Here is an 18,991-nt window from a genome sequence, read left to right on the forward strand (position 1 = left end):
GACAACACCGCGCGGATCCTCGACGTGAAATACCACCTGCTGCTGCCGTCGGTGTCGCACGTGGGCACGATCCTCGATACCAACCACTGGGAATCGATCCTGCGGTCGGTCGAGGCAAACAACTCGTACCGCTGGGTGTACGGTGTGCAGTACAAGCCGCTGAACATCGCGGACTACCTGGTCCTGAACGGCCGCATGCCGCGCTCGCTGCGCTATTGCTACGGACGCGTCATGTCGAGTCTCAACTTGCTCGTGAAAGAACATGGCATCGCTCACGCGTGCCACGGCACCGCCGCACAGACGCTCACGATGCTTTCCGACAGTACGATCGAACGAGTCTTCAAGAACGGCCTGCACGAGTTCCTGACCGGCTTCATTCGGCGCAACCAGCGACTGGGGCTCGAAATCGCCCAGGCCTACAACTTCGATTGAGCACTGCAATGCATATCGGGATCACCCATACCCTGCGTTATGCCCTCGACGAGCCGTTGCAGCAGGTATTGCAGCGCCTTCGACTGCGACCGTCGTCGAATCCCGGTCAGACGGTCGGGCACTGGGAATTGCTTGCAAACGACATGCAGCCGGCATTGTCGTACATCGACGGATTCGGCAACCATGTCGACCTTGTGTGTCACTCAAACGACCACAAGGAGATCGTCATCGTTTCACGCGGCGAAGTGACGACGCACAACAAGGATGGGGTGCTCGGTTCTGCAGACGATCGTACGAATCCGTGGCTGTTCCTGCGCGAGTCGCCTCTCACGCGTCCCGGAGACTCGCTGATGGAGCTTGCCTCTGCCCTGAAGAGCACGCAAAACCGTCTTCTGCAACTACACGAGTTGATGGACATCGTGCACGATCGCCTTGCATCCGGGGCGGAGAATTGCGACGACGCCACCGATGCAGAAGCTGCGTGGATCAGTTCCCACGGGACCTGTCGCGATCATGCTCATGTATTCATCGCCGTGGCGCGTCGGCTCGGCATTCCCGCGCGCTTCGCTTCGGGCTATCTGATAGGCGACGACGGAATCCAGGCAATCGATCATGCGTGGGCTGAAGTCTATGTCGACCATCTCGGTTGGATCGGCTTCGATCCGGCGAACAATCTCTGTCCCGACGAACACTACGTGAAACTGGCGACTGGCATCGACGCTTGCGGCGCCGCGCCGGTCACCTGCATCCAGTCGAACTCGGGCGCTGAAACGCTGACCGCGGAGATTGCGGTCACACTGTCGGCTCGCTGAGTCGATCTTCGCTATTCAGCGAGTGAGCGACGAAGCAAATGACGTCAGAACAAGAGCCCCAGCATTGCCGCCTTGACCGCGGCCTCGGTCTTGTTGGCCGAATTCAATTTGCGCATTGCATTGACGAGGTGAAATTTCACGGTCCGCTCGTCGACAGACATGATCTTGCCAATCTCGGAGTAGGTTTTCCCCGCGGCGGACCATTGCAACGCTTCGCGCTCGCGTGCCGTCAACTCGACGGCATATTCGGGCGCAAGCTGCGCAAGCAGATGCATGCTCATCGCGCAGTTGGCGGTGTTCGCGAGCCATGACATCTGGTATCCCTTTTCCGCGAGTTCACGCTCCTCGATCGGCTCGTCCGATCGCACCATGGTCACGAGTCCGATCGCCCCGGTGCGGCTGATGGATGGCATGCACCAGCCGTGGCGCAAGCCGAAGTGCTCCGCTTCGTCCCAGAATTCGACATTTTGTGTCTGGCTGTCGGCGCGCCAGATCAGGGGTGTCAGCCGACTGAGCCCATGCCGGACCGTCGGATCGACGGCAAAATAGTTTTGGCTCACATAGCGCTCGACCCAGGTCTCCGGATAGTTGGACTGCAGCATGAACCGCGGATGACTGACCGGCAACGGAACGCGCAGACCGAACGAACAGTACTCGAATCCAAGTGCTCGCACGTCTGCCGTGAACTCCAGAAACACGTCAGCCACGGATTTTGCCCCAGCGTATCCATTCAGATACTTCTCTGTCCAGGCCTGCATATCATTACCTTTTTGGTCAATCTTGTCCCTAAAGGGGCTGTATTTCGTGGTTGGTGCGCTGATCGATTTTTTATAAATTATTCAAGGATCGTCGTCAATATTTGAAATATCGATCGGCAAACATGGTGTCGGATACTGAATTGTTATCTGGCGGCGGGTGTTGAAGTGGCGTCCAGACGCCTGCCACCTGCCCATTCGGGCAGCTTTCTTGTCTTTTCAATTTCGGGTCCAATCGCGCCTAACAATTCTGAAGATAAGAGAGAGGGCATTCGCGATGCTGACTTTATTGTCGGGAAACAGCGCTGATTTGAGTCACGAGACGATGTATCGACTTGCGAAGTTTCGGCATAAGGTCTTCATACAGGAACTCGGCTGGTCATTGCCTACGGACGATGGCATCGAATTTGACGACTTCGATCACGCGGCCCCCCTTTATGTCGTCGCTTTCGACCGCAGCGGCGAAATCGTCGGTTGCGGCCGGTTGTTGCCGACCGACGAGCCTTATCTGCTGGGTGAAGTTTTTCCGGATTTGATGGGCGGTGCTTCCCTTCCCAGTACGCGCAATGTGTGGGAACTGTCCCGCTTCGCGATGAGCATGCGGAGCGGCGAGTCGTTGACGGCGGAAGAATCGTGGCAAAACACGCGCTCCCTGATGTCCGAAATCGTCCGTGTCGCGCACGCGCATGGCGCCGACCGTCTCATTGCATTCTCCGTGCTCGGCAACGAACGGCTTCTGAAGCGCATGGGGGTCAATGTGCATCGCGCTGCGCCGCCGCAAATGATCGAAGGCAAGCCGACCTTGCCGTTCTGGATCGAGATAGATCAACAAACGCGCGCAGCGCTGAACCTCGACGCGTTGGAGTACGGCGTGCCGCTCAACATGTCGCGCAGTGCGCATGTGTCGCACGCGTTCTGACGAGCGCAGCGAATTCGCGACGCGCATCGGGAAGGTCCAGGGTCCGCCGCGAGTCGGGCGGCTCCGGCTCTCTCCTGAAGTGGCTCGGCGCAATACAGCACTACTAAAGGTGTGCCTGAAGATGAACGGCTTTAACGATGTGGGTCAGCTGGTCCTGGTCCGTGAGGGGAAGGTGAAATGACGCTTCGAGTGGTGGTAACCGGTATTGGCATTGTGTCCCCGCTGGGTTGCGGTAAGGAATTGGTGTGGCAGCGCCTGATCGGAGGCGGCTCCGGGCTTCGCCGGCTCGGTGACGACATCGTCGGTGAACTGTCCGCCAAGGTCGGCGGGACCGTACAGGGGAAGGCCGACGATCCCGACGGCGGTTTCGATCCGGAACTCTCGGTGCCGAACAAGGAACTGAGGAAGATGGACCGCTTCATCCAGATGGCGATGGTTGCGGCAGACGAGGCGCTGACGGAAGCCGGATGGGCTCCGCAAGCCGAGCATCAACGCGAGCGGACAGCGACGGTCGTGGCGTCGGGCATCGGTGGGTTTCCCGGGCTGGCGGAGGCGGTCAGGATCGGCGAGACGCGTGGCGTGCGGCGGTTGTCGCCATTCACCATTCCGTTCTTTCTCTCGAATCTGGCGGCCGGCCAGATTTCGATCAAGCATCAGTTCCGTGGGCCCCTCGGCTGTCCGGTGACGGCCTGTGCGGCGAGCGTGCAGGCGATCGGCGACGCAATGCGCATGATCCGGACCGGTGAGGCCGATGTCGTGCTGGCGGGCGGCGCAGAAGCGGCATTCGACAAGGTCAGCCTGGGCGGATTCGCGGCGGCGCGAGCGTTGTCGACCGGCTTCGGCGATCAGCCGATTCGCGCTTCGCGCCCGTTCGACCGCGATCGTGACGGATTTGTCATGGGCGAGGGAGCGGCCATGCTCGTGGTCGAGTCTCTGGACCATGCCCTCGCACGCGGCGCCCGACCGATCGCGGAAATCATCGGGTACGGAACCACGGCGGACGCCTATCACATGACCGCCGGTCCCGACGACGGATCCGGCGCCATGCGGGCGATGAAGCTGGCCCTGGCGATGGGCGAAATCGCCCCGGAGCAAGTCGACTACGTCAATGCGCATGCGACATCGACGCCGGTCGGCGACGCTGGCGAAATCGAGGCGCTGAAGGCTGTCTTCGGCGTGGGCGCCGGCCCGGCGATTTCCTCGACCAAGTCGGCAACCGGGCATTTGCTCGGCGCGGCGGGCGCCATCGAAGCGGCGTTTTCCATTCTCGCACTCCGGGATGGCGTGCTGCCCGGAACGCTGAATCTCGAGAACCCCGACGAAGCCGCTGCCGGACTTGACCTGATCGGGCCTTCCGCACGGCGCGTTCCCGTCGAGATCGCACTGTCCAACGGGTTCGGGTTTGGCGGCGTCAATGCATCGGTGCTGTTTAAACGCTACCCGCCGGATAGATCGGCAGGGTCGCATTGACTGCACACCAACAGGGTTTGCGCACGCTTCTGATTTCGTAAGTATTGCGAATAGTTGGCGTTCGACGCCATGCCATGGCGCCGCCAGCGCTCCATCGGTTCGATGGTGAGTCGCGGGCCGATCCAGCCGTGCGCCAGACGTGCTGTCCGCCCCCTCAGCCTCGCGCACCACGCCTGGATCCGCCGCAGGCGCAAATGTCGGCACGCGCTCGTGCCGATCCGGTTGGCCTTGCGCAACGTCGTTGCCAAGTGGACAGGCTCCCGGCACGCCTGGAGAAGCGTGATGCCGCAGCTTGCATTGCTTTGCCCGGAACGACTCAGCATCGGAGTCTGAGTTTTAACCCGCCTCACACACGAAATTCCGGATACCTCCCATACCAAATCACCCCGGCCGCCGTGCTGGCCGTGGCCGAGCGCTCATCTGTTCGCCGTCCTGCTGGAACGGACGCCATTGGGGCAATTGGAGCGGCCCTGAAACACCGGGAATATGGCCGGCATGTGTGCAGCGAGTGTGCACACCAGCCGTCTCGCCGTCGCGCGTCGCGACAGCCGATCGCAGGTCGGCATGGCCGCGTCGGCGAGCGAATGGGACAGGAACTGAAATCAAAAAAGGCCCCGACAATGGCCGTGAAACTTGCCGGGGCTAACGAACCATGCAAATTGCATGGGACGAGGAAGTATCGCGTCCATCGTATAGCCGCCAATGATTGAGCAGCACCACCGAGTTCCGACGAATTCTCATCGGGTTCAGCCAAGATCCTGCTCAAGGAACGCGTACGTCCTCCACCGACAAGCTAAAAAAATGCCAAAGCGTTTTGACCGCTGCCCCGCTCGCCGTTTCGACGTATCAATTCGTGCGCTTGTGTTGCGGTAGGACCCACAGCATCCGACCGACCGCTTCAGCCTGATTCCGCGAGTGGGTCTTTTCATAGATCGCACGCAACTGGCTGCGAACCGTCGCAAGCGACACGCCGGCGCTCGCCGCACATTCGTCGGGCGTCTTGCCGCTGATCAACGCTTCCGCGACCGCGGCTTCGGCGCTCGACAAGCCGAACGATTGCCGCAGCTGTTGTGCGACGACGAGCGGGGCGCCGCTGCGTCGCCTGACCGTGATCAGTATCGTCGCATCGCCGAACGTGGCATGGAGCGCCTGTCCGGACAATGCCGCGATGCCGAGAAAAATCTCGTGCGCCGCGGCCAACGTGCCGGAAAGGGCAAGACTCTCGCTCTTGCGGGTCTTCGCGACGCGCGCCAGCGCCGCCTTGAGTGCCTCGTTCTGGGGCGCGCTCGTCGCGCTCAGGTGCCCGTTCTCGAGCTTGAGGCAGGTGGTGGCGCGCAGCATCGACTCGGCCGCCTGGTTGACGAACTGGACGCGCGCGTGCCGGTCGAGCGCAAAGACGGCAAGGCCCAGCTCCTCCATCAGTTCGGCGCCGAGCGTGGCGTCGCGATGCAGCACTCGTGCGTCTTGCCACAGGTTGATCGAGCGCTGCAGATGCCCGGCCATACCGGTCAGGGTCGCGCGTTCTTCTGAAGAATAGGGTGTGCGGCCGTGCGCGCGCAGTAACCCGAGCAGAATGTTGTCGCTGCCGGGGCGCGCGAAGCGAATCCCCATCAGGTAGCGAAATCCCGACGGAATCTGATAGTCCTGGAAGAACTCGCTGCGTTCGACGTCGCGCTCGGTCAGGTGATCCTGACAACAAACGAATTCGCCGAGCGGTGCGTTCTCGACGAAGCCGCGGCGCGGATCGAGCGCGCCGTAATACTGATCGTAGAGCGCGATGATCTCGTCGAATTCCGCGCGCGGCGAATAGATCGAGAATTTCGGGGCATTGCGCGCGACGTCCCAACTGAACATGTGAAATACGTCTGCGCCGAGCGATTCGGATACCCGGTGAAAAACTTCCAGAAAACCGTCCGGATGCAGCGCGGCCTCATAGAGGTCCCCGATGAGTTGGTCTCGTTGCATGTGTTCACCCCGTCGCTTCGCGATCTTCGTATTCTGATTTTGTCTGACGATATTGCTTCGAATACCGAATTTTTTTCAGGCTAACACAGGTTATTTGCATTTCATGCCCTGTTATTTCCCGATTTTCATCCACCTGAATGATGATCGAGAAAATCGTCTTTGCGAGAATCCTCGCCATTCAGCGTGCACGCGCAATGTATGTGACACGCATCAACCAGAAGGGGCTCGGGGGAAACGCAATGAAACTCACACCTGTCGTATCCGGTATTGCAGTGCTTGTCCTGTCGGCTTGTGGCGGCGGCAGCGATTCCTCCTCGCCACCCGCACCGCCCGCCGCGCAGACGGTCAGCGGGGTCGCGGCCGCCGGCGCCGCGATGCAGGCCGCCACCGTGAAACTGGTCGATGCGACCGGCAAAGCGGTCGACTGCCCGGCCGATGCGTCGACCGGCGCGTTTCAATGCACGGTGACCGGCCTGACCGCGCCTTTCGCGTTGTCCGCATACGGCAACGTCGCCGACTCGCAGGCCACGCTGATCGCACTCAGCGCCACGGCCGGCACGCAGACGATCAACATCACGCCGATCACGAACGCGATTGCCGCCACGATCGTCGGCGACAACCCGACCAAGCTGCTGGCCGACACCGGTTTGCTGCAAAGCAAGGTCACGGCCCAGGCCGTCGCCAGCACGGTGCAAGCCTATTCGTCGGCGCTGGCCGACCTGCTGGCCGCCACCGGCAATGCGGGCGTCGACCTGATTTCCGGCCCGTTGACGGCGGGCGCGCCGGGTCTCGACCGGCTGCTCGACCAGATCAAGATCAACGTCCTGCCGGATGGCGGCGTCCAGATCAGCTCGGTGGCGGGCGCGTCCAGCGATACGCCGGTGCAGCTTCAGCTCGCGCCCGGCGTCGCGCCGCAGGCGAGCGACAAGGCCAGCCTGCCGGCCGCCGCGACCATCAATGGCGCGGTGGTGTCGAACCTGCCGAGCGCCAGCGATCTGGCGGCATTGCAGAGCGCGCTCAACCAGTGCTTCGCCGGTTCGACCGGCGCTGCGCGCACGGGCGGCAGCGTATCGGCATGCGGCCGGATCTTCGTCGACGACGTCGCGTCCGGCGCGCTGAATGCAGGCGTGCCTTCCGCGTACCTCAACAACGGGATGTCGGTCGACCAGGAGTTCGGCGCGCCGGCAGGCGGCACGCCGGGCATCGTGGCCGACGATGCGATGAACAACGCGAGCTTCAGCTTGCCGGAAGTCATCCGCGTCGTTGCCAGCGACACGATGTGGGTCAAGCTCGCGTGGACGCGCAGCGACGGGATTCGCGACGGCATGCAGCAGCATGTACAGCTCGCGGTGCGGGCGGGCAGTCTCGCGAACGGCGATACCGGCTGGCGCGTGGTCGGCAATCAGCGCGCGGTGCTGAGCAAGGTCAATGCGAACGCACAGAAGTGGGACTGGCTGAATCCGGCCAATCCGTCGACGGGGACCAACGCGTTCGTCGATTCGCTCAACCTGCAGGTGGGTGCCGTCGACGCGGCCGGCACCGCGGTGGACTTCGCGATCGTCAACGGCCCCGGCTTGCGCAACGGCGTGTTTCTCCAGCCGTCGAGCGGGACCTGCGACACGCTGAACATCCGCGCGCAGATCGCAAGCGGGCAGACGCCGGCGCAACTCGCCGCACTGGCGAAGAACCCGCAGTGCCGCAACAACTTCCGTCTGGCCGGCGTCGCGCAGGATCCGGCCAACCAGGGCCTGTTCACGTGGCCCGGCGACGCGCCGCGCAACAATACCGCATGGGCGAAGCCGCAACTGAGCACCGCGGAGCTGGCCGACATCAAGCCGTTCAGCGCCTATACGATCGACATCTACCAGAACGGCAACACGTCGACGCCGGCCCGGCACTACACGGTCCGGCTGCGTACGCCGTCGCCGTCGCCCGACGCGCTGCGCCAGTACGCGTGGCACGATCTGGCGCAGTCCACGCGCGACAAGCTGACGCCGGGCTCCGCCAACACGTTCGCGGGCGGCGCGACCTTCCCGCTGGGCTGGACGTCGAAATCGGGTCTGCCGTTCGTCAAACGCGGCAACGTGCAGATTCGCGCAACCGCGGCCGGGCAGCCGGCGGCGACGTTCGTCAACGGTTCGGCATCGGCGTCGCCGGTCCAGCCGGGCGCCTCGGTCACGCTCAACGTGCCGGGCGACCAGGGCGTCGCGTTCCCGTCGGTGGCCGGCTGGACGGGCAGCGCGGACTTCTCGTTCGTGAACTTGAGCTGGTCCGATCCGGTCGACACGCTCTTCACCGAGGCCTTCGAGTACGACCGGTAACAGGCAGCCGGGTGAATGCGTCCGGCGAGCGCATGGCCGGCGGGGCGATTCGTCGTCCCGTCGGCGGGCAACGATCGACCTGGCCGAGCGCGACGTGTTTTCGTTCGACGGAGAACGCCGCGACCGGATCGTGGGCGGCGTGCCGGCGAGAATCGGTTCGGCCTGACGCGCGGCGGCGGCGCCGACAACCGACAGGCTGCCGATCGTGTCAAATCGAACCGGACGAGATACTGCGTGACGACGGATGCCGCCGATCATGCTCGCCCGTTACGTTCCTGCACCGGGCGGCACCGGGCCGGCCGGCTTTGCAGCGCTCGCGGCTTCCATCACGCGCAGCACCGGCCGGCCGCCGACATCCTTCAGCGGGAAATACGAGCGATGCGTGCCCGGATCGACAGCGACGACGTGCGCGTTCGGCCCGAGCCGGCCTTCGCCGATCTTGGCAACGCTCCGGCCCCGGACGCTGAACATCGAAACGATGCCGGCTTCACCCGCAACATAGAGCACGTCCGACGCCGAATCGAACGCCAGCACATCCGGGCCGCCGCCGAGGTCGAACGTGCGGACGATGCGCCGTGCGCGCATATCGAAGACGAGGAGCGCGTCGTTGTCCTCGCACGCGATGAAGGCGAGGCCGGCGCGCGGCTCGATCAGCAACCCGTGATTGCCTTTCGCACCCGGCAAGTCGAACCGGTCGACGACACGGTCCGTCGCCGGATCGATTTCGACGAGCTGGCGCCGCGTCTGAACGTTCACGAAGATGTGTCGGGAAACCGGGTCGTACTGCGTGTTGCCGGCCTCGCCGTCGAGCGGGATCGTCGCGACGCGCCGGTTGCTGCGGACATCGATGACCGTCTCCGTTTTTCCGTATTCGTCGGATACGTACAGCTTGTGCAGGTCGGCCGCATAGGCCATGCCGTCGGGATAATGCCCGCCCGGCATGCGTGCGACGATTTTCAGCGTCGCGGCGTCGATCGCGACGATCTCGTCGGAGCCGGTCGCAGACGCGTAGATGCGCGACAGCGCCGGCACGGCAAGCACGCCATGTACCGACGATACGTCCGCGATCCGGGCGGTCACGCGCGATGCATGCGTATCGAAAGCGATCACTTCGCCGTCGCCGAGGTGAGCGATGAAGAGCAGGTTGCGGCTCGGGTCCAGGCTTGCGTAGTCGAGTCGTGTCGCGCGGCCCGGCAACGCGATGTCCGCGACATGCTTCAGCGGCAGGGCGCCGGTCGAGGCGCCTTCGCCCGCGGCGAAGACCCGGTGAATCGGCAGGCCCGACGTGCCGAGCCCGCCTAATAGCGCGACGAGCAGCGGCAGGCCGTAGCGCCAGCGTCCAGGATCCTTCATGATTGCCTCCCGCGACGGCCGCCACCGCATTGGCACGGCGGCGGCATCGCTTTGCATGGTTCCCCCGCTCGTCTGCTGTTCGACCGTGGCCGCGATTACCGTGCCCGGCCGTCGTCCGGTTCGACGTGGCGAAACGCTGCCAGCAGCGAAAGGTCGTACGCGATCTTCAGCGCGCCGCATGCGACCAGCGGCGCACCGAGCCAGCCGAGGCCGAACAGGCCGCCGGCCAAGGTCGGCGCGACAGCGGCCGCGAGGCTGCGCGGGACGGATGTAAAGCTGGCCGCTGCCGGTCGCTCCGCTGGCGTGACGACCGCCATCACATAGGCGGTTCGGGTCGGGACATCCATTTGCGACAGCGCGCTTCGCATCAGCAACAGTGTCAACGTCAGCGGCAACGACGGCGCGAGCGCGGCGCCGATCAGGCAGACGCTCGACGGAATATGCGTGAACACCATCGTGTTCAGCAGGCCGATCCTGCGCGACAGCGGCGCGGCCGCGAGCTGCGAGCCGGCCGAGAGCAGGCCCGCCCAGAAGAAGAACTGGCCGGCCGCGGCGATCGAGAGCCCGAAGCGCTGCATCAACCACAGCGACAGCAGCGAGTTGACGACGAGACCGCCCGCGAATGCGTCGACGCTGAACAGCATCGCCAGCCGCACGACGATCGGGCGTGACGGGCCGAGCGGCGGCGCTGCCTGCGCCGCGCGAACTGCCTGGCGCGGCAGCCGCCGATACAGCATGCAGACGACGACACCGGTGGCCGCATAGACCAGAAACATGCCGCGCATCGCGCCCAGCGTCGAGATTCCGGTATGTGACGCAACCGCGATCGGCAGGCCGGCCGCGAGGGATCCGAGCGCTGCCGATACGGCGCCGACGAGGCTGTAGCGGGCGAACAGCGCCGTGCGAGCGTCGCCGTCGGCGGCTTGCGCCAGGCGCGACTGTTCGAGCGGCAGAAACAGGCTGACGTCGCCGGAACTCGGATTGAGCGTGCCGGCGAAGGCGATGACGAACAGCGGCCACAATGTGGAGACGCTCGCGAAGCCGATGCCCGTCGCCGCCATCAATGCCGCCGCGAGCGTCAGCATGCGGCGCTGCGTGAAGCGGCTCGCGAGCATGCCGACCGCGATCGTCGCGATGGCGGAACCCGTCAACGTCGTGGTACCGATCAGGCCGACATCCAGTTGCGACAGCCCGAGCGACAGCAGATACGCGGGCAGGAGCACGGCAATGAATCCATCGCAGAAACCGCGCATGCCGCGGCTGGCGAGGATGAGCCATGCGGCCTTGTCCGCGCCCGCCGGCAGCATCCGGCTGGCGAGCGTCGACGCGCGGCGGCTGCTAGGGACGTGCATCACGCCGGCACCACGCGTAGAGCGCGTCGTACATCACCATGCCGTGCCGCAGTTGCTCGTGATCGTCGGCGAAGTGTCCGGACAGGCCGATCGAGATCGCGTACAGCCCGGCCGATTCCGGCGCGAGATCGAGCCGTCCGGTATCGGCGCCGCGCACGATCGCGGCGAGCTTGAGCAGCGCCGGGGCGTCGAGCCGGTAGCGGTCGAGAAACGCATCGAAGCTGCAGCGTTCACCATGGTGGCCAAGCTCGACGCCCGGCACGTCGTAGGGCACCGCGCCCGTTTCGTCCGCCAGTCGCAGGACGTCCGGACCCGGGACGTAGAGAAATTCCGGCGCATCGTCGATGAACCGCGCAATCAGCCACGGACATGCGATGCGGTCGACCTTCGGCCGTTCGCGCGTAATCCATTTCACGGCACGCCTCCTGTATGGCGGACGAACGTCGTCCGATGCGTCACGGCCGCCTCCCGGCAATGCGGCTCAATGATGGAGCAGCGGGTAGGCCACGAGCCCGACGAGCGCGGCAGCCGTGACGACGACCGGCTCCTGCAACTTCTTGAAACGCCACAACAGCAGCACGGTCGCGACCGCGAGCAGCGCGGTCGGCAGGTCGACGATCGAGCGTTTCGCGATGACGAGGACGGAGCCGGTGATCGCCCCGACGGCTGCGGCGGTGATGCCGTCGACGAACGCCTTGACGCCCGGACGGTGCCCGTACTTCTTCACGTAAGGTGCGGGGATGACCGTGAACAGATAGCAAGGCAGGAACGTGCCGAGTGCGGCGACGAGTGCGCCCGGGAAGCCCGCCACGAGATACCCGATGAAGCCGACCGTGATCACGACCGGGCCGGGCGTGATCATCGCGACCGCCACGGCATCCACGAACTGCTTGTCGTTCAGCCAGTGATGTTCGGTGACGACGCCGCCATAAAGGAACGGCACGATCGCCAGCCCGGAGCCGAACACGAACGCGCCGGCCTTCATGAAGAACGCGCCGATCTGAACGAGCTGCGGCAGGTCGATGCCGCTCAATATTCCGCTGGCTGCCGGCAGGTTGGCGGCAGCAACCGCGTTCAGCCCGCCGCGCTGCAGCCACTTGGGCGGGGCACGCCACAGCCAGCCGACCAGGCCCGCGACCACGAACAGCCACGCGATTTCCGATTCCGTGATGAAGGTCACGGCGGCAAGCGTGACGAAGATCGCCCAGAGCAGCTTGTCGTGGCCGACGGTTTTCGTCGTGAGCTTGTAGGCGCTCATCGCGATGATGCCGACCACCGCGGCGCCGACGCCGTAGAAGACGGCCTGCATCCAGGACAGCCCGCCGAAATGTGAGTACGCGAAGCCGAGCGCGACCACCATCAGGAACGACGGCAGCACGAACGCGAAGCCGACGAGCGTCGCGCCGAGCAGGCGGTAGTGCACGAAGCCCAGATAGATCGCGAGCTGGGCCGCCATCGGCCCCGGTGCGAGCTGGGCCAGCGTGAGCCCTTCCTTGTAGTCGGCTTCCGTGATCCAGCCGCGACGTTCGACCAGGTCGCGACGCATGTAGCCTGCGAGCGCGACCGGCCCGCCGAAGCCGAACGTGCCGAGACGCAGCATGTAGGCGACCAGCTGGCCAAGTGAGTAGGTCGGTTCGGTGGTGGCGATGGAGGTGGTCATGATCTGGCCGCGGTTTGGTTTTTGCCGTTCGACGTGAAGTGTGCGTACAGGGCGTCGAGCACGGCGCCCATCTGCTCGAGCAACCGGTCGTCGTTCTCTGCCTGCTGGCGCGTGCCGGCCATCACGGCCTCGAAGCCGATCGCTTCGGGCGCCGTGGGGCCGCCCACGTCGAGCGCATGCACGATGTCGCCGAGCCGCATCAGCGCGGGGTCGTTGTCGAGCCCGAAACTCGCCAGCAGCACCTCGAACGTCACGCGCTCGCCGACATGCGTAAACGTCGCGCCGTCGAAATCGAAGCCCAGCGCGTCGGCCGGGCAATCCGCCGGCGACGCGAGCCAGACGAAGCGGGCGCGTGCGTCGATGAAGCGGCGGATCAGCCAGGCACTGGCGACGCGATCGATCCACATTCGCTGCCGCGTCGCCCAGGTGCGGCCCTGAAATTCGCCGATCGCCAGCGGCCGGATCGCGCGGTCCGCGGCGTGCGGTTCGCCCGGCGACAGCACGGTGTCGACCAGCGCGACGAAATCCTGCAGCGCGACTTCGGCGCGGGTGGCCGAGTCGCCCGGGAAATAGTCGATCGCACGGATGGCGTCGAAATCCTTGCGCATGCGGCGCAGCAAGCGCGTCAGTTCCGAGGCCGACTGTCCGGCGAGGGTCTTGCGGGCGTCCGCAAGGGCCTGGATAAAGGCGGCGTCGTCTTCCCCGCGATCGAAGAGCGCGCGGAATTCCCGCTCCTGCGACGCATCGAGACTCGGCGCGCGCAACAGGTGAGCGCTGCCGCCGCTGTCGGCAATCGCGTCCGCGAGCTCGCGCAGCATCCGTTCATGCGCTTCCGAGTGGGGCAGCAGGTAGACGCCGTCGCGCAGCACCGCGCAGCCTTTTGCCTTGAGCGCGCGCCAGAACCGCATGCGAGCCGTCGCGTTCTGCGTGGGAAGGGTCAGCACGAGGAGCGACCATGTCGTGAGTGAATTCATGTAGCAAATGCTACTCATACGTTACGAGTTCTACAAGTTAACTTTGGCGGCGGCTGCGGTGACTGGCGGCCGGGCGGCCTGCGAGGCGCGCGTCATTCGTCTGGTTTTTCCGGAAAATACCCCTCCCCCTATATGGAAACGCGATTTGATATATAGTCCCCCCCGGTATATGAAGGGACCACCATGAGCCACACCATCCAGGAAAAGCAGAAGCTGCTGAACCGTGTCCGCCGGATCAAAGGACAGGTCGAAGCGATCGAACGCGCGCTCGAGGACGAGCGCGGTTGCAACGAAATCCTCCGCCTCATCACGAGCGGTCGCGGCGCAATGAACGGCCTGCTCGCGGTCGTGCTCGAGGATCACATCCGCAGCCATCTGGTCGACGCCGAAGGTCACGACGACGAAGGCAGCGCGACCGAACAGCTGATCGAAGTCGTGCACAGCTACTTCAAGTAACCGGAGGCGGAATGAACAGCTTCAGCAACGACGCATTCGGCGCAGGGCACGACCACATCTTTCTCGGCGCCGCGCACGAGCAGAACGAACGCCGGACCTGGATGGTCATCGCGCTGTGCGCGGCGATGATGGTGGCGGAGATCGTCGGCGGGTCACTGTTCGGTTCGCTGGCACTGATCGCGGACGGCCTGCACATGTCGACGCACGCGGGCGCGATGCTGATCGCCGCGCTCGCCTATACCTATGCGCGCAAGCATGCGCGCGACCCGCGCTTCGTGTTCGGCACGGGCAAGCTCGGCGATCTCGCGGGTTTCACGAGCGCGATCGTGCTCGCGATGATCGCGCTGCTGATCGGGTACGAGGCGGTCGCACGCCTGCTCGCACCGGTCCCGATTCATTTCGGCGAGGCGATTCCGATCGCGGTTGCCGGCTTGCTCGTCAACATCGCGAGCGTGTGGCTGCTGAGCGGCGACCATCATGGCCACGGTCATGGTCATCATCACGGGCATCATCACGGGCATGGTCATGACGATCACGACGATCACGCGCACGACCACGAAGCGGAAGCGCGCCAGATCTTCGATCGGCAGGGCGTATTCGTCGTGTCGGTGTTCGAGGAAGGCGTCCCGCCGGTGTTCCGCGTCGCGCCTGCGACGCACGAGACGAAGCTCGTCGATGCGAGCGCGGTGTCGGTGACGACGATCCGCCCGGACGGCAGCCGTCAGGCGTTCGCGATGCAAAGTCGCGGCGGCTATCTGGAGTCGACCGAAGCCATTCCCGAGCCGCATGAATTCAACGCGATCGTCCGGCTGAACGGCCGCGAGCACGAACTGGCGTTCGAGGAGCACGACCACGGCACGTCCGCGGCGGCGGCGCGCGATCACAACATCCGCTCCGCGTACATCCACGTGATCGCCGACGCGGCCGTGTCCGTCCTGACGATCGTCGGGCTGCTGCTCGCGCGGGCGTTCGGCTGGGTCTGGATGGATCCGCTGGCCGGCATCATCGGCGCGCTGGTGATCGCGAACTGGTCGTACGGCCTGATGCGCGATACGGGCGGGATCCTGCTCGACATGAATTCGGATCGCCGCCTGACGGACAACGTGCGCGGTGCGATCGAAGGCACGGGCGACCGGGTCGGCGACCTGCATGTGTGGCGGCTCGGGCCGGGACACATGAGCGCGGTCGTGTCGGTGGTGACGGACGATCCGAAGCGCGATGCGCGCTTCTATCACGGCGTGCTGCAGCGGTTCAGGAACCTGTCGCACGTGACCGTCGAAGTCGTGCCCGCGACGCGAGGGCGATGAGCATGGCGGTCAAGTCCCCTTGCGTCGACGTGTGTTCGTTCGACGGTCGCACCGGCTATTGCGTGGCATGCCTGCGAACGCGCGACGAAGCGCGCGACTGGAAGAAGATGACGGATCACCGGCGCCATCAGATCGTGAACGACCGCGCGCGGCGGCATGCGAAGCTGACGCGGGCTTGAGGTCGAGGTATGCGCGAAGTCGCGCGTACGGCTGCAGCAGATCGAACGCGCGGCGGACGGGACGAAGGATCGGGGCGATGCGCGTGCCGACCGCGTCGCTTGCATCAACCGGTCCCGCCACGCCGGTGCATGCCCGACGAACACGTTCACCGGACGATGTGCGTCGTCCGCGTGCCGTCACGCGGATCAGGACGCTCGTGATCCGGTATTGCCGAGGCGGCGGTCGGTGACGGTCGTCGATCCGCCCGGCACGCCTCGTCGGGACTGCGCCGCTTCTACATCTCGTATCGCAACGTCGCCATGACGCTGCGCGGCGCCCCCGGCATGTTGAGGTTCGGGTTCGAGCCGTGGGCCGACACGATGTAGCCCTTGTTGAACAGGTTGTAGAGGTTCAACTGGAGCGACATCGGCCCGTGCGCATACCAGGCCATCATGTCGGCCGTCACGTAACCCGGCAGCGTCACCGTGTTCTGCGGATCGGCCATGCGCGCGCCGACGAGGTTCAGGCCGCCGCCAACGCCGAAGCCGCTGCCGAGATTCTTGGTGAGCCACAGGTTGCCGGAGTGGCGCGGGGTCAGGGTGGCGCGCTTGCCCTGCAACGCGGCCGTCGACTGGGTGACGGTGGCATCGAGGTAGGCATAGCCCGCGAGCACGCGCCAGCCGTGGCCGAGTTCCGCAGCCCCGCTGAGTTCCACGCCGTCGGTCCGCTGCTCGCCGATCGGAATCAGCGCCGTGTTGCTTGCATTGGCGACCTTGATGTTGCTGCGGTCGAGCCGGAACACCGAGATCGTCGTGGTGGCCTTGCCGCCGAGCCAGTCGTACTTCGCGCCGATCTCGGTGTTGGTCGTGGTTTCCGGAGCGAGTTCGGCATTGTTGGCCGCCAGCGAGAACGCTTCGCCGGAAGGCTGGAACGAGCGGCTCCACGACACGTAGTACGACTGCGTTCGGGTGGGCTGCCAGACGAGACCCACGCGCGGGCTCCACGCCGTATCGGTGCGCGACAGGCCCGGCTGCTTCGGACGGCGGTCGAGCGTCTCCTGCTCGAAGCGATCGTAGCGGATGCCGAGCAGCGCCTTCCACTGCTCGTTCAAGCTGATCAGGTCCTGCGTGTAGAACCCGAGGGTCTTGAAGATGCCGAGGTTGTTGGCCGTCGGCGTGGTCGACGTGTGCAGCGGCAGCGTCGGAAGGGCGGGCGCGAACAGGTCGAAATTCATCGGCTTGCCGTTCGCGCCGGTGACGGGCGCCGAGTAGCTGACGAGATCCTTGTTCTGCTGGCCGAATTCCATCCCGTACAGCAACTCGTGCTTCATGCCGAACAGCGTGGCCTTCTGCGTGAGATCGGTCTGGTTGAACCAGCCGTGTTCCTCGCGATAGACGTTGCCGTGATTCAGCGTGAACGTCCGGGCCGCCTCGTTGACGCTGCCGACCAGCGTGTTGTTCCGGTCGAGCGAGTAGTGATAGTAGCGGGTGGCGTTCCGGATCGACCATTGGTCGTTGAACTCGTGCTTGATCGTCGCGGTACTCGAATAGACCCGCGATCGCGTATAGTCCACGTCGCCGGCGTTCGCCGCGCCGTAATACGCGGATGCCGGCACGTCGACCGGTCGTCCGTGATAGGCCGGAATGCCGAAGTCCGTCACGCGACGATCTTCGAGGTAGTCCGCCTGCAGCAGGACCGTCGTCTTCGGCGCGATGCGAAACTCGAACGACGGCGCGACCGCCGTGCGATTCAGGAACTGTTGCGAGCGATAGCTCTTCGCTTCCTCGTGTGCCCCGGTGATCCGGAAGGCGGCCGCGCCGTTCGCGAGGACGCGCCCGACGTCGGCTTCAACTCGGCGATCGGCCCACGAACCGTAGCTGATCCCGAAGTTGGTCACGTCGACCCCGGGTTTTTTCGTCACGCGATTGATCAGTCCACCTGACGATCCGCGGCCGTAAAGAACGGCAGCCGGGCCCTTGACCACTTCCACCCGGTCGACGTTCGAGAGATCCCGGAAATACAGGGCATCGTCGCGAATGCCGTCGACGAACTGGTCGGCAATCGCGGAGAAGCCGCGAATGGTGACCTGGTCGCGCTGGCCGTCGCCGGTCGAGAACCCGACGCCCGCGACGTTCTTCAGCACGTCCTGCAGCGAGTTCGCATGCTGGTCGCGCATCACTTCGGCCGTGACCACGTTCACCGTCTGCGGGATATCGCGCAGCGGCGCGTCGATCCTGGTGGCGCTGACCGCGTTCGTCGGGTTGTAGCCTTCCCCCGGATCGCGGAGCGCGCTGGCGCTCACCGATACGGCCGGCAACACGTCGGTGGCCGTGCCGGTCGGCGCACTTGCGTTTTCCTGTGCGAAGGCCGCGCCGACCATGATCGGCTGGCACGCGATGGCGGCCAGAATGGCCCGTCGCGCCGGGTGCAACATGTGTTTCATTTCCCAACCTGCCATGTGTAATGATTCGTAATCTCGAAACGCGACGCATTATCATTTGAAAGGAAGTAAGGGTCAACAAGTGTTGCGCGATAACCGGGATTCTTGTTTTTGTCTGATGTTTGCTGACGCCGAAGGATGCGTTCGTGCCGGATCCGGACGAGCACGGCGTGCGGCCAGGCAATGACGGCGAGTGAAGCGCCAGCGGGGCGCGTCGCGCGGGGAGGTTCGTCGGGATTGATCCGGCACGGTCATTGAACCGTTCGGTGTTGCGAGTCTGTCGATCCGACTACGAGGTGGTGACCGGCGGGGCGGCGCGCGTGCCGGTCTGGCATGGCGCGCTGTATCCTGAAATCTTCCGGCGGCCGTGGCATCTCGTCACGGTCGGTGTCACGAAGCGGTCGGATACTGCCGGCGTGCGCGGCCTGACGGAACGGGCAGCGGCCGCGCCGCGTGTCGAGGTGGCGGACGGCCGGGCAATCGGCACAGTCACGCGAGTCCTGCCGCGCGGTGTGCCGATTACCGGCGCTGACGTGTTCCCGCGCCGCGGCGCGCCTGTCCTGTCGGGACAGGGAACCCCGTGGCAAGTCGCACCGCCCGCAACCTCGATGCAGGT

The 18,991-nt window shown here is 64.9% G+C and carries 16 protein-coding genes; 8 read left to right on the top strand and 8 right to left on the bottom strand.

Annotated elements, in window-relative coordinates; genetic code table 11:
• Both DIE17_RS19605 and DIE17_RS19610 read left to right on the top strand, forming a co-directional pair.
• Positions 1 to 432, top strand: a 432-nt coding sequence (locus tag DIE17_RS19605; RefSeq protein ID WP_148092729.1) for an alpha-E domain-containing protein, incomplete at its 5' end; no start/stop codon positions are given.
• 8 nt (positions 433 to 440) lie between these two features.
• On the top strand, positions 441 to 1,244 hold the full coding sequence (locus DIE17_RS19610; RefSeq protein WP_124487140.1) for a transglutaminase domain-containing protein: 804 nt from the start codon (positions 441 to 443) through the stop codon (positions 1,242 to 1,244).
• Between the two features lie 44 nt (positions 1,245 to 1,288).
• Here the strand turns inward: DIE17_RS19610 and DIE17_RS19615 are convergent, their stop codons facing one another.
• The gene (locus DIE17_RS19615) at positions 1,289 to 1,951 is read right to left on the bottom strand and encodes a LuxR family transcriptional regulator (RefSeq protein WP_260427288.1); all 663 of its coding nucleotides are present in this window, start codon (positions 1,949 to 1,951) and stop codon (positions 1,289 to 1,291) included.
• A 325-nt stretch (positions 1,952 to 2,276) separates the two neighbouring features.
• On the opposite strand from DIE17_RS19615, the gene DIE17_RS19620 reads away from it, so the two are divergent.
• Together DIE17_RS19620 and fabF are read left to right on the top strand one after the other, a co-directional pair.
• On the top strand, positions 2,277 to 2,918 hold the full coding sequence (locus DIE17_RS19620) for an acyl-homoserine-lactone synthase (protein ID WP_124487138.1): 642 nt from the start codon (positions 2,277 to 2,279) through the stop codon (positions 2,916 to 2,918).
• Between the two features lie 177 nt (positions 2,919 to 3,095).
• Positions 3,096 to 4,388 (top strand): beta-ketoacyl-ACP synthase II, encoded by a 1,293-nt coding sequence (gene fabF / locus DIE17_RS19625; RefSeq protein ID WP_124487137.1) that lies wholly within the window; start codon positions 3,096 to 3,098, stop codon positions 4,386 to 4,388.
• Positions 4,389 to 5,234: 846 nt separating this feature from the next.
• Here fabF and DIE17_RS19635 read toward each other — a convergent pair.
• Positions 5,235 to 6,353, bottom strand: a complete 1,119-nt coding sequence (locus DIE17_RS19635; protein WP_124487136.1) for a helix-turn-helix transcriptional regulator — start codon at positions 6,351 to 6,353, stop codon at positions 5,235 to 5,237.
• Positions 6,354 to 6,592: 239 nt separating this feature from the next.
• On the opposite strand from DIE17_RS19635, the gene DIE17_RS19640 reads away from it, so the two are divergent.
• Positions 6,593 to 8,674: a hypothetical protein gene (locus DIE17_RS19640; protein WP_124487135.1), complete on the top strand. Its 2,082-nt coding sequence runs from the start codon at positions 6,593 to 6,595 to the stop codon at positions 8,672 to 8,674.
• Positions 8,675 to 8,941: 267 nt separating this feature from the next.
• On the opposite strand, the gene DIE17_RS19650 is transcribed toward DIE17_RS19640, so the two are convergent.
• From DIE17_RS19650 to DIE17_RS19670, 5 genes are all read right to left on the bottom strand, one after another.
• Complete coding sequence (locus tag DIE17_RS19650; protein ID WP_124487134.1) at positions 8,942 to 10,027, bottom strand: YncE family protein; 1,086 nt, start codon at positions 10,025 to 10,027, stop codon at positions 8,942 to 8,944.
• Positions 10,028 to 10,122: 95 nt separating this feature from the next.
• On the bottom strand, positions 10,123 to 11,379 hold the full coding sequence (locus DIE17_RS19655) for an MFS transporter (RefSeq protein ID WP_124487133.1): 1,257 nt from the start codon (positions 11,377 to 11,379) through the stop codon (positions 10,123 to 10,125).
• Positions 11,366 to 11,794, bottom strand: a complete 429-nt coding sequence (locus DIE17_RS19660) for a chromate resistance protein ChrB domain-containing protein (RefSeq protein ID WP_044847518.1) — start codon at positions 11,792 to 11,794, stop codon at positions 11,366 to 11,368. Before DIE17_RS19660 ends, DIE17_RS19655 begins: the two co-directional genes overlap by 14 nt.
• A gap of 66 nt (positions 11,795 to 11,860) precedes the next feature.
• Positions 11,861 to 13,039, bottom strand: a complete 1,179-nt coding sequence (locus DIE17_RS19665; RefSeq protein WP_044847517.1) for a chromate transporter — start codon at positions 13,037 to 13,039, stop codon at positions 11,861 to 11,863.
• On the bottom strand, positions 13,036 to 14,013 hold the full coding sequence (locus DIE17_RS19670) for a chromate resistance protein ChrB domain-containing protein (RefSeq protein ID WP_185641038.1): 978 nt from the start codon (positions 14,011 to 14,013) through the stop codon (positions 13,036 to 13,038). Before DIE17_RS19670 ends, DIE17_RS19665 begins: the two co-directional genes overlap by 4 nt.
• A gap of 183 nt (positions 14,014 to 14,196) precedes the next feature.
• Between DIE17_RS19670 and DIE17_RS19675 the strand changes: the two genes are divergently transcribed.
• Genes DIE17_RS19675 through DIE17_RS19685 form a run of 3 tightly spaced genes read left to right on the top strand, consistent with a single transcriptional unit; the run spans position 14,197 to position 15,955 of the window.
• Complete coding sequence (locus DIE17_RS19675) at positions 14,197 to 14,469, top strand: metal/formaldehyde-sensitive transcriptional repressor (protein ID WP_044847515.1); 273 nt, start codon at positions 14,197 to 14,199, stop codon at positions 14,467 to 14,469.
• Between the two features lie 11 nt (positions 14,470 to 14,480).
• Positions 14,481 to 15,776: a CDF family Co(II)/Ni(II) efflux transporter DmeF gene (gene dmeF, locus DIE17_RS19680; RefSeq protein ID WP_124487131.1), complete on the top strand. Its 1,296-nt coding sequence runs from the start codon at positions 14,481 to 14,483 to the stop codon at positions 15,774 to 15,776.
• Between the two features lie 2 nt (positions 15,777 to 15,778).
• The gene (locus tag DIE17_RS19685; protein ID WP_185500436.1) at positions 15,779 to 15,955 is read left to right on the top strand and encodes a DUF1289 domain-containing protein; all 177 of its coding nucleotides are present in this window, start codon (positions 15,779 to 15,781) and stop codon (positions 15,953 to 15,955) included.
• A gap of 275 nt (positions 15,956 to 16,230) precedes the next feature.
• On the opposite strand, the gene DIE17_RS19690 is transcribed toward DIE17_RS19685, so the two are convergent.
• On the bottom strand, positions 16,231 to 18,378 hold the full coding sequence (locus tag DIE17_RS19690) for a TonB-dependent siderophore receptor (protein WP_185641039.1): 2,148 nt from the start codon (positions 18,376 to 18,378) through the stop codon (positions 16,231 to 16,233).
• Between the last annotated feature and the right edge of the window lie 613 nt (positions 18,379 to 18,991).

It is taken from the genome of Burkholderia sp. Bp9099 (assembly GCF_003857805.1).
Classification (GTDB): domain Bacteria; phylum Pseudomonadota; class Gammaproteobacteria; order Burkholderiales; family Burkholderiaceae; genus Burkholderia.

Bases quoted from the DNA above. Each gene is read 5' to 3' on its own strand.
- DIE17_RS19610 (WP_124487140.1), top strand. From the start codon at position 441: ATGCATATCGGGATCACCCATACCCTGCGTTATGCCCTCGACGAGCCG.
- dmeF (WP_124487131.1), top strand. From the start codon at position 14,481: ATGAACAGCTTCAGCAACGACGCATTCGGCGCAGGGCACGACCACATC.
- DIE17_RS19650 (WP_124487134.1), bottom strand. From the start codon at position 10,027: ATGAAGGATCCTGGACGCTGGCGCTACGGCCTGCCGCTGCTCGTCGCG.
- DIE17_RS19635 (WP_124487136.1), bottom strand. From the start codon at position 6,353: ATGCAACGAGACCAACTCATCGGGGACCTCTATGAGGCCGCGCTGCAT.
- DIE17_RS19620 (WP_124487138.1), top strand. From the start codon at position 2,277: ATGCTGACTTTATTGTCGGGAAACAGCGCTGATTTGAGTCACGAGACG.
- DIE17_RS19665 (WP_044847517.1), bottom strand. From the start codon at position 13,039: ATGACCACCTCCATCGCCACCACCGAACCGACCTACTCACTTGGCCAG.
- DIE17_RS19670 (WP_185641038.1), bottom strand. From the start codon at position 14,013: ATGAATTCACTCACGACATGGTCGCTCCTCGTGCTGACCCTTCCCACG.
- DIE17_RS19690 (WP_185641039.1), bottom strand. From the start codon at position 18,378: ATGAAACACATGTTGCACCCGGCGCGACGGGCCATTCTGGCCGCCATC.
- fabF (WP_124487137.1), top strand. From the start codon at position 3,096: ATGACGCTTCGAGTGGTGGTAACCGGTATTGGCATTGTGTCCCCGCTG.
- DIE17_RS19675 (WP_044847515.1), top strand. From the start codon at position 14,197: ATGAGCCACACCATCCAGGAAAAGCAGAAGCTGCTGAACCGTGTCCGC.
- DIE17_RS19685 (WP_185500436.1), top strand. From the start codon at position 15,779: ATGGCGGTCAAGTCCCCTTGCGTCGACGTGTGTTCGTTCGACGGTCGC.
- DIE17_RS19655 (WP_124487133.1), bottom strand. From the start codon at position 11,379: ATGCACGTCCCTAGCAGCCGCCGCGCGTCGACGCTCGCCAGCCGGATG.
- DIE17_RS19640 (WP_124487135.1), top strand. From the start codon at position 6,593: ATGAAACTCACACCTGTCGTATCCGGTATTGCAGTGCTTGTCCTGTCG.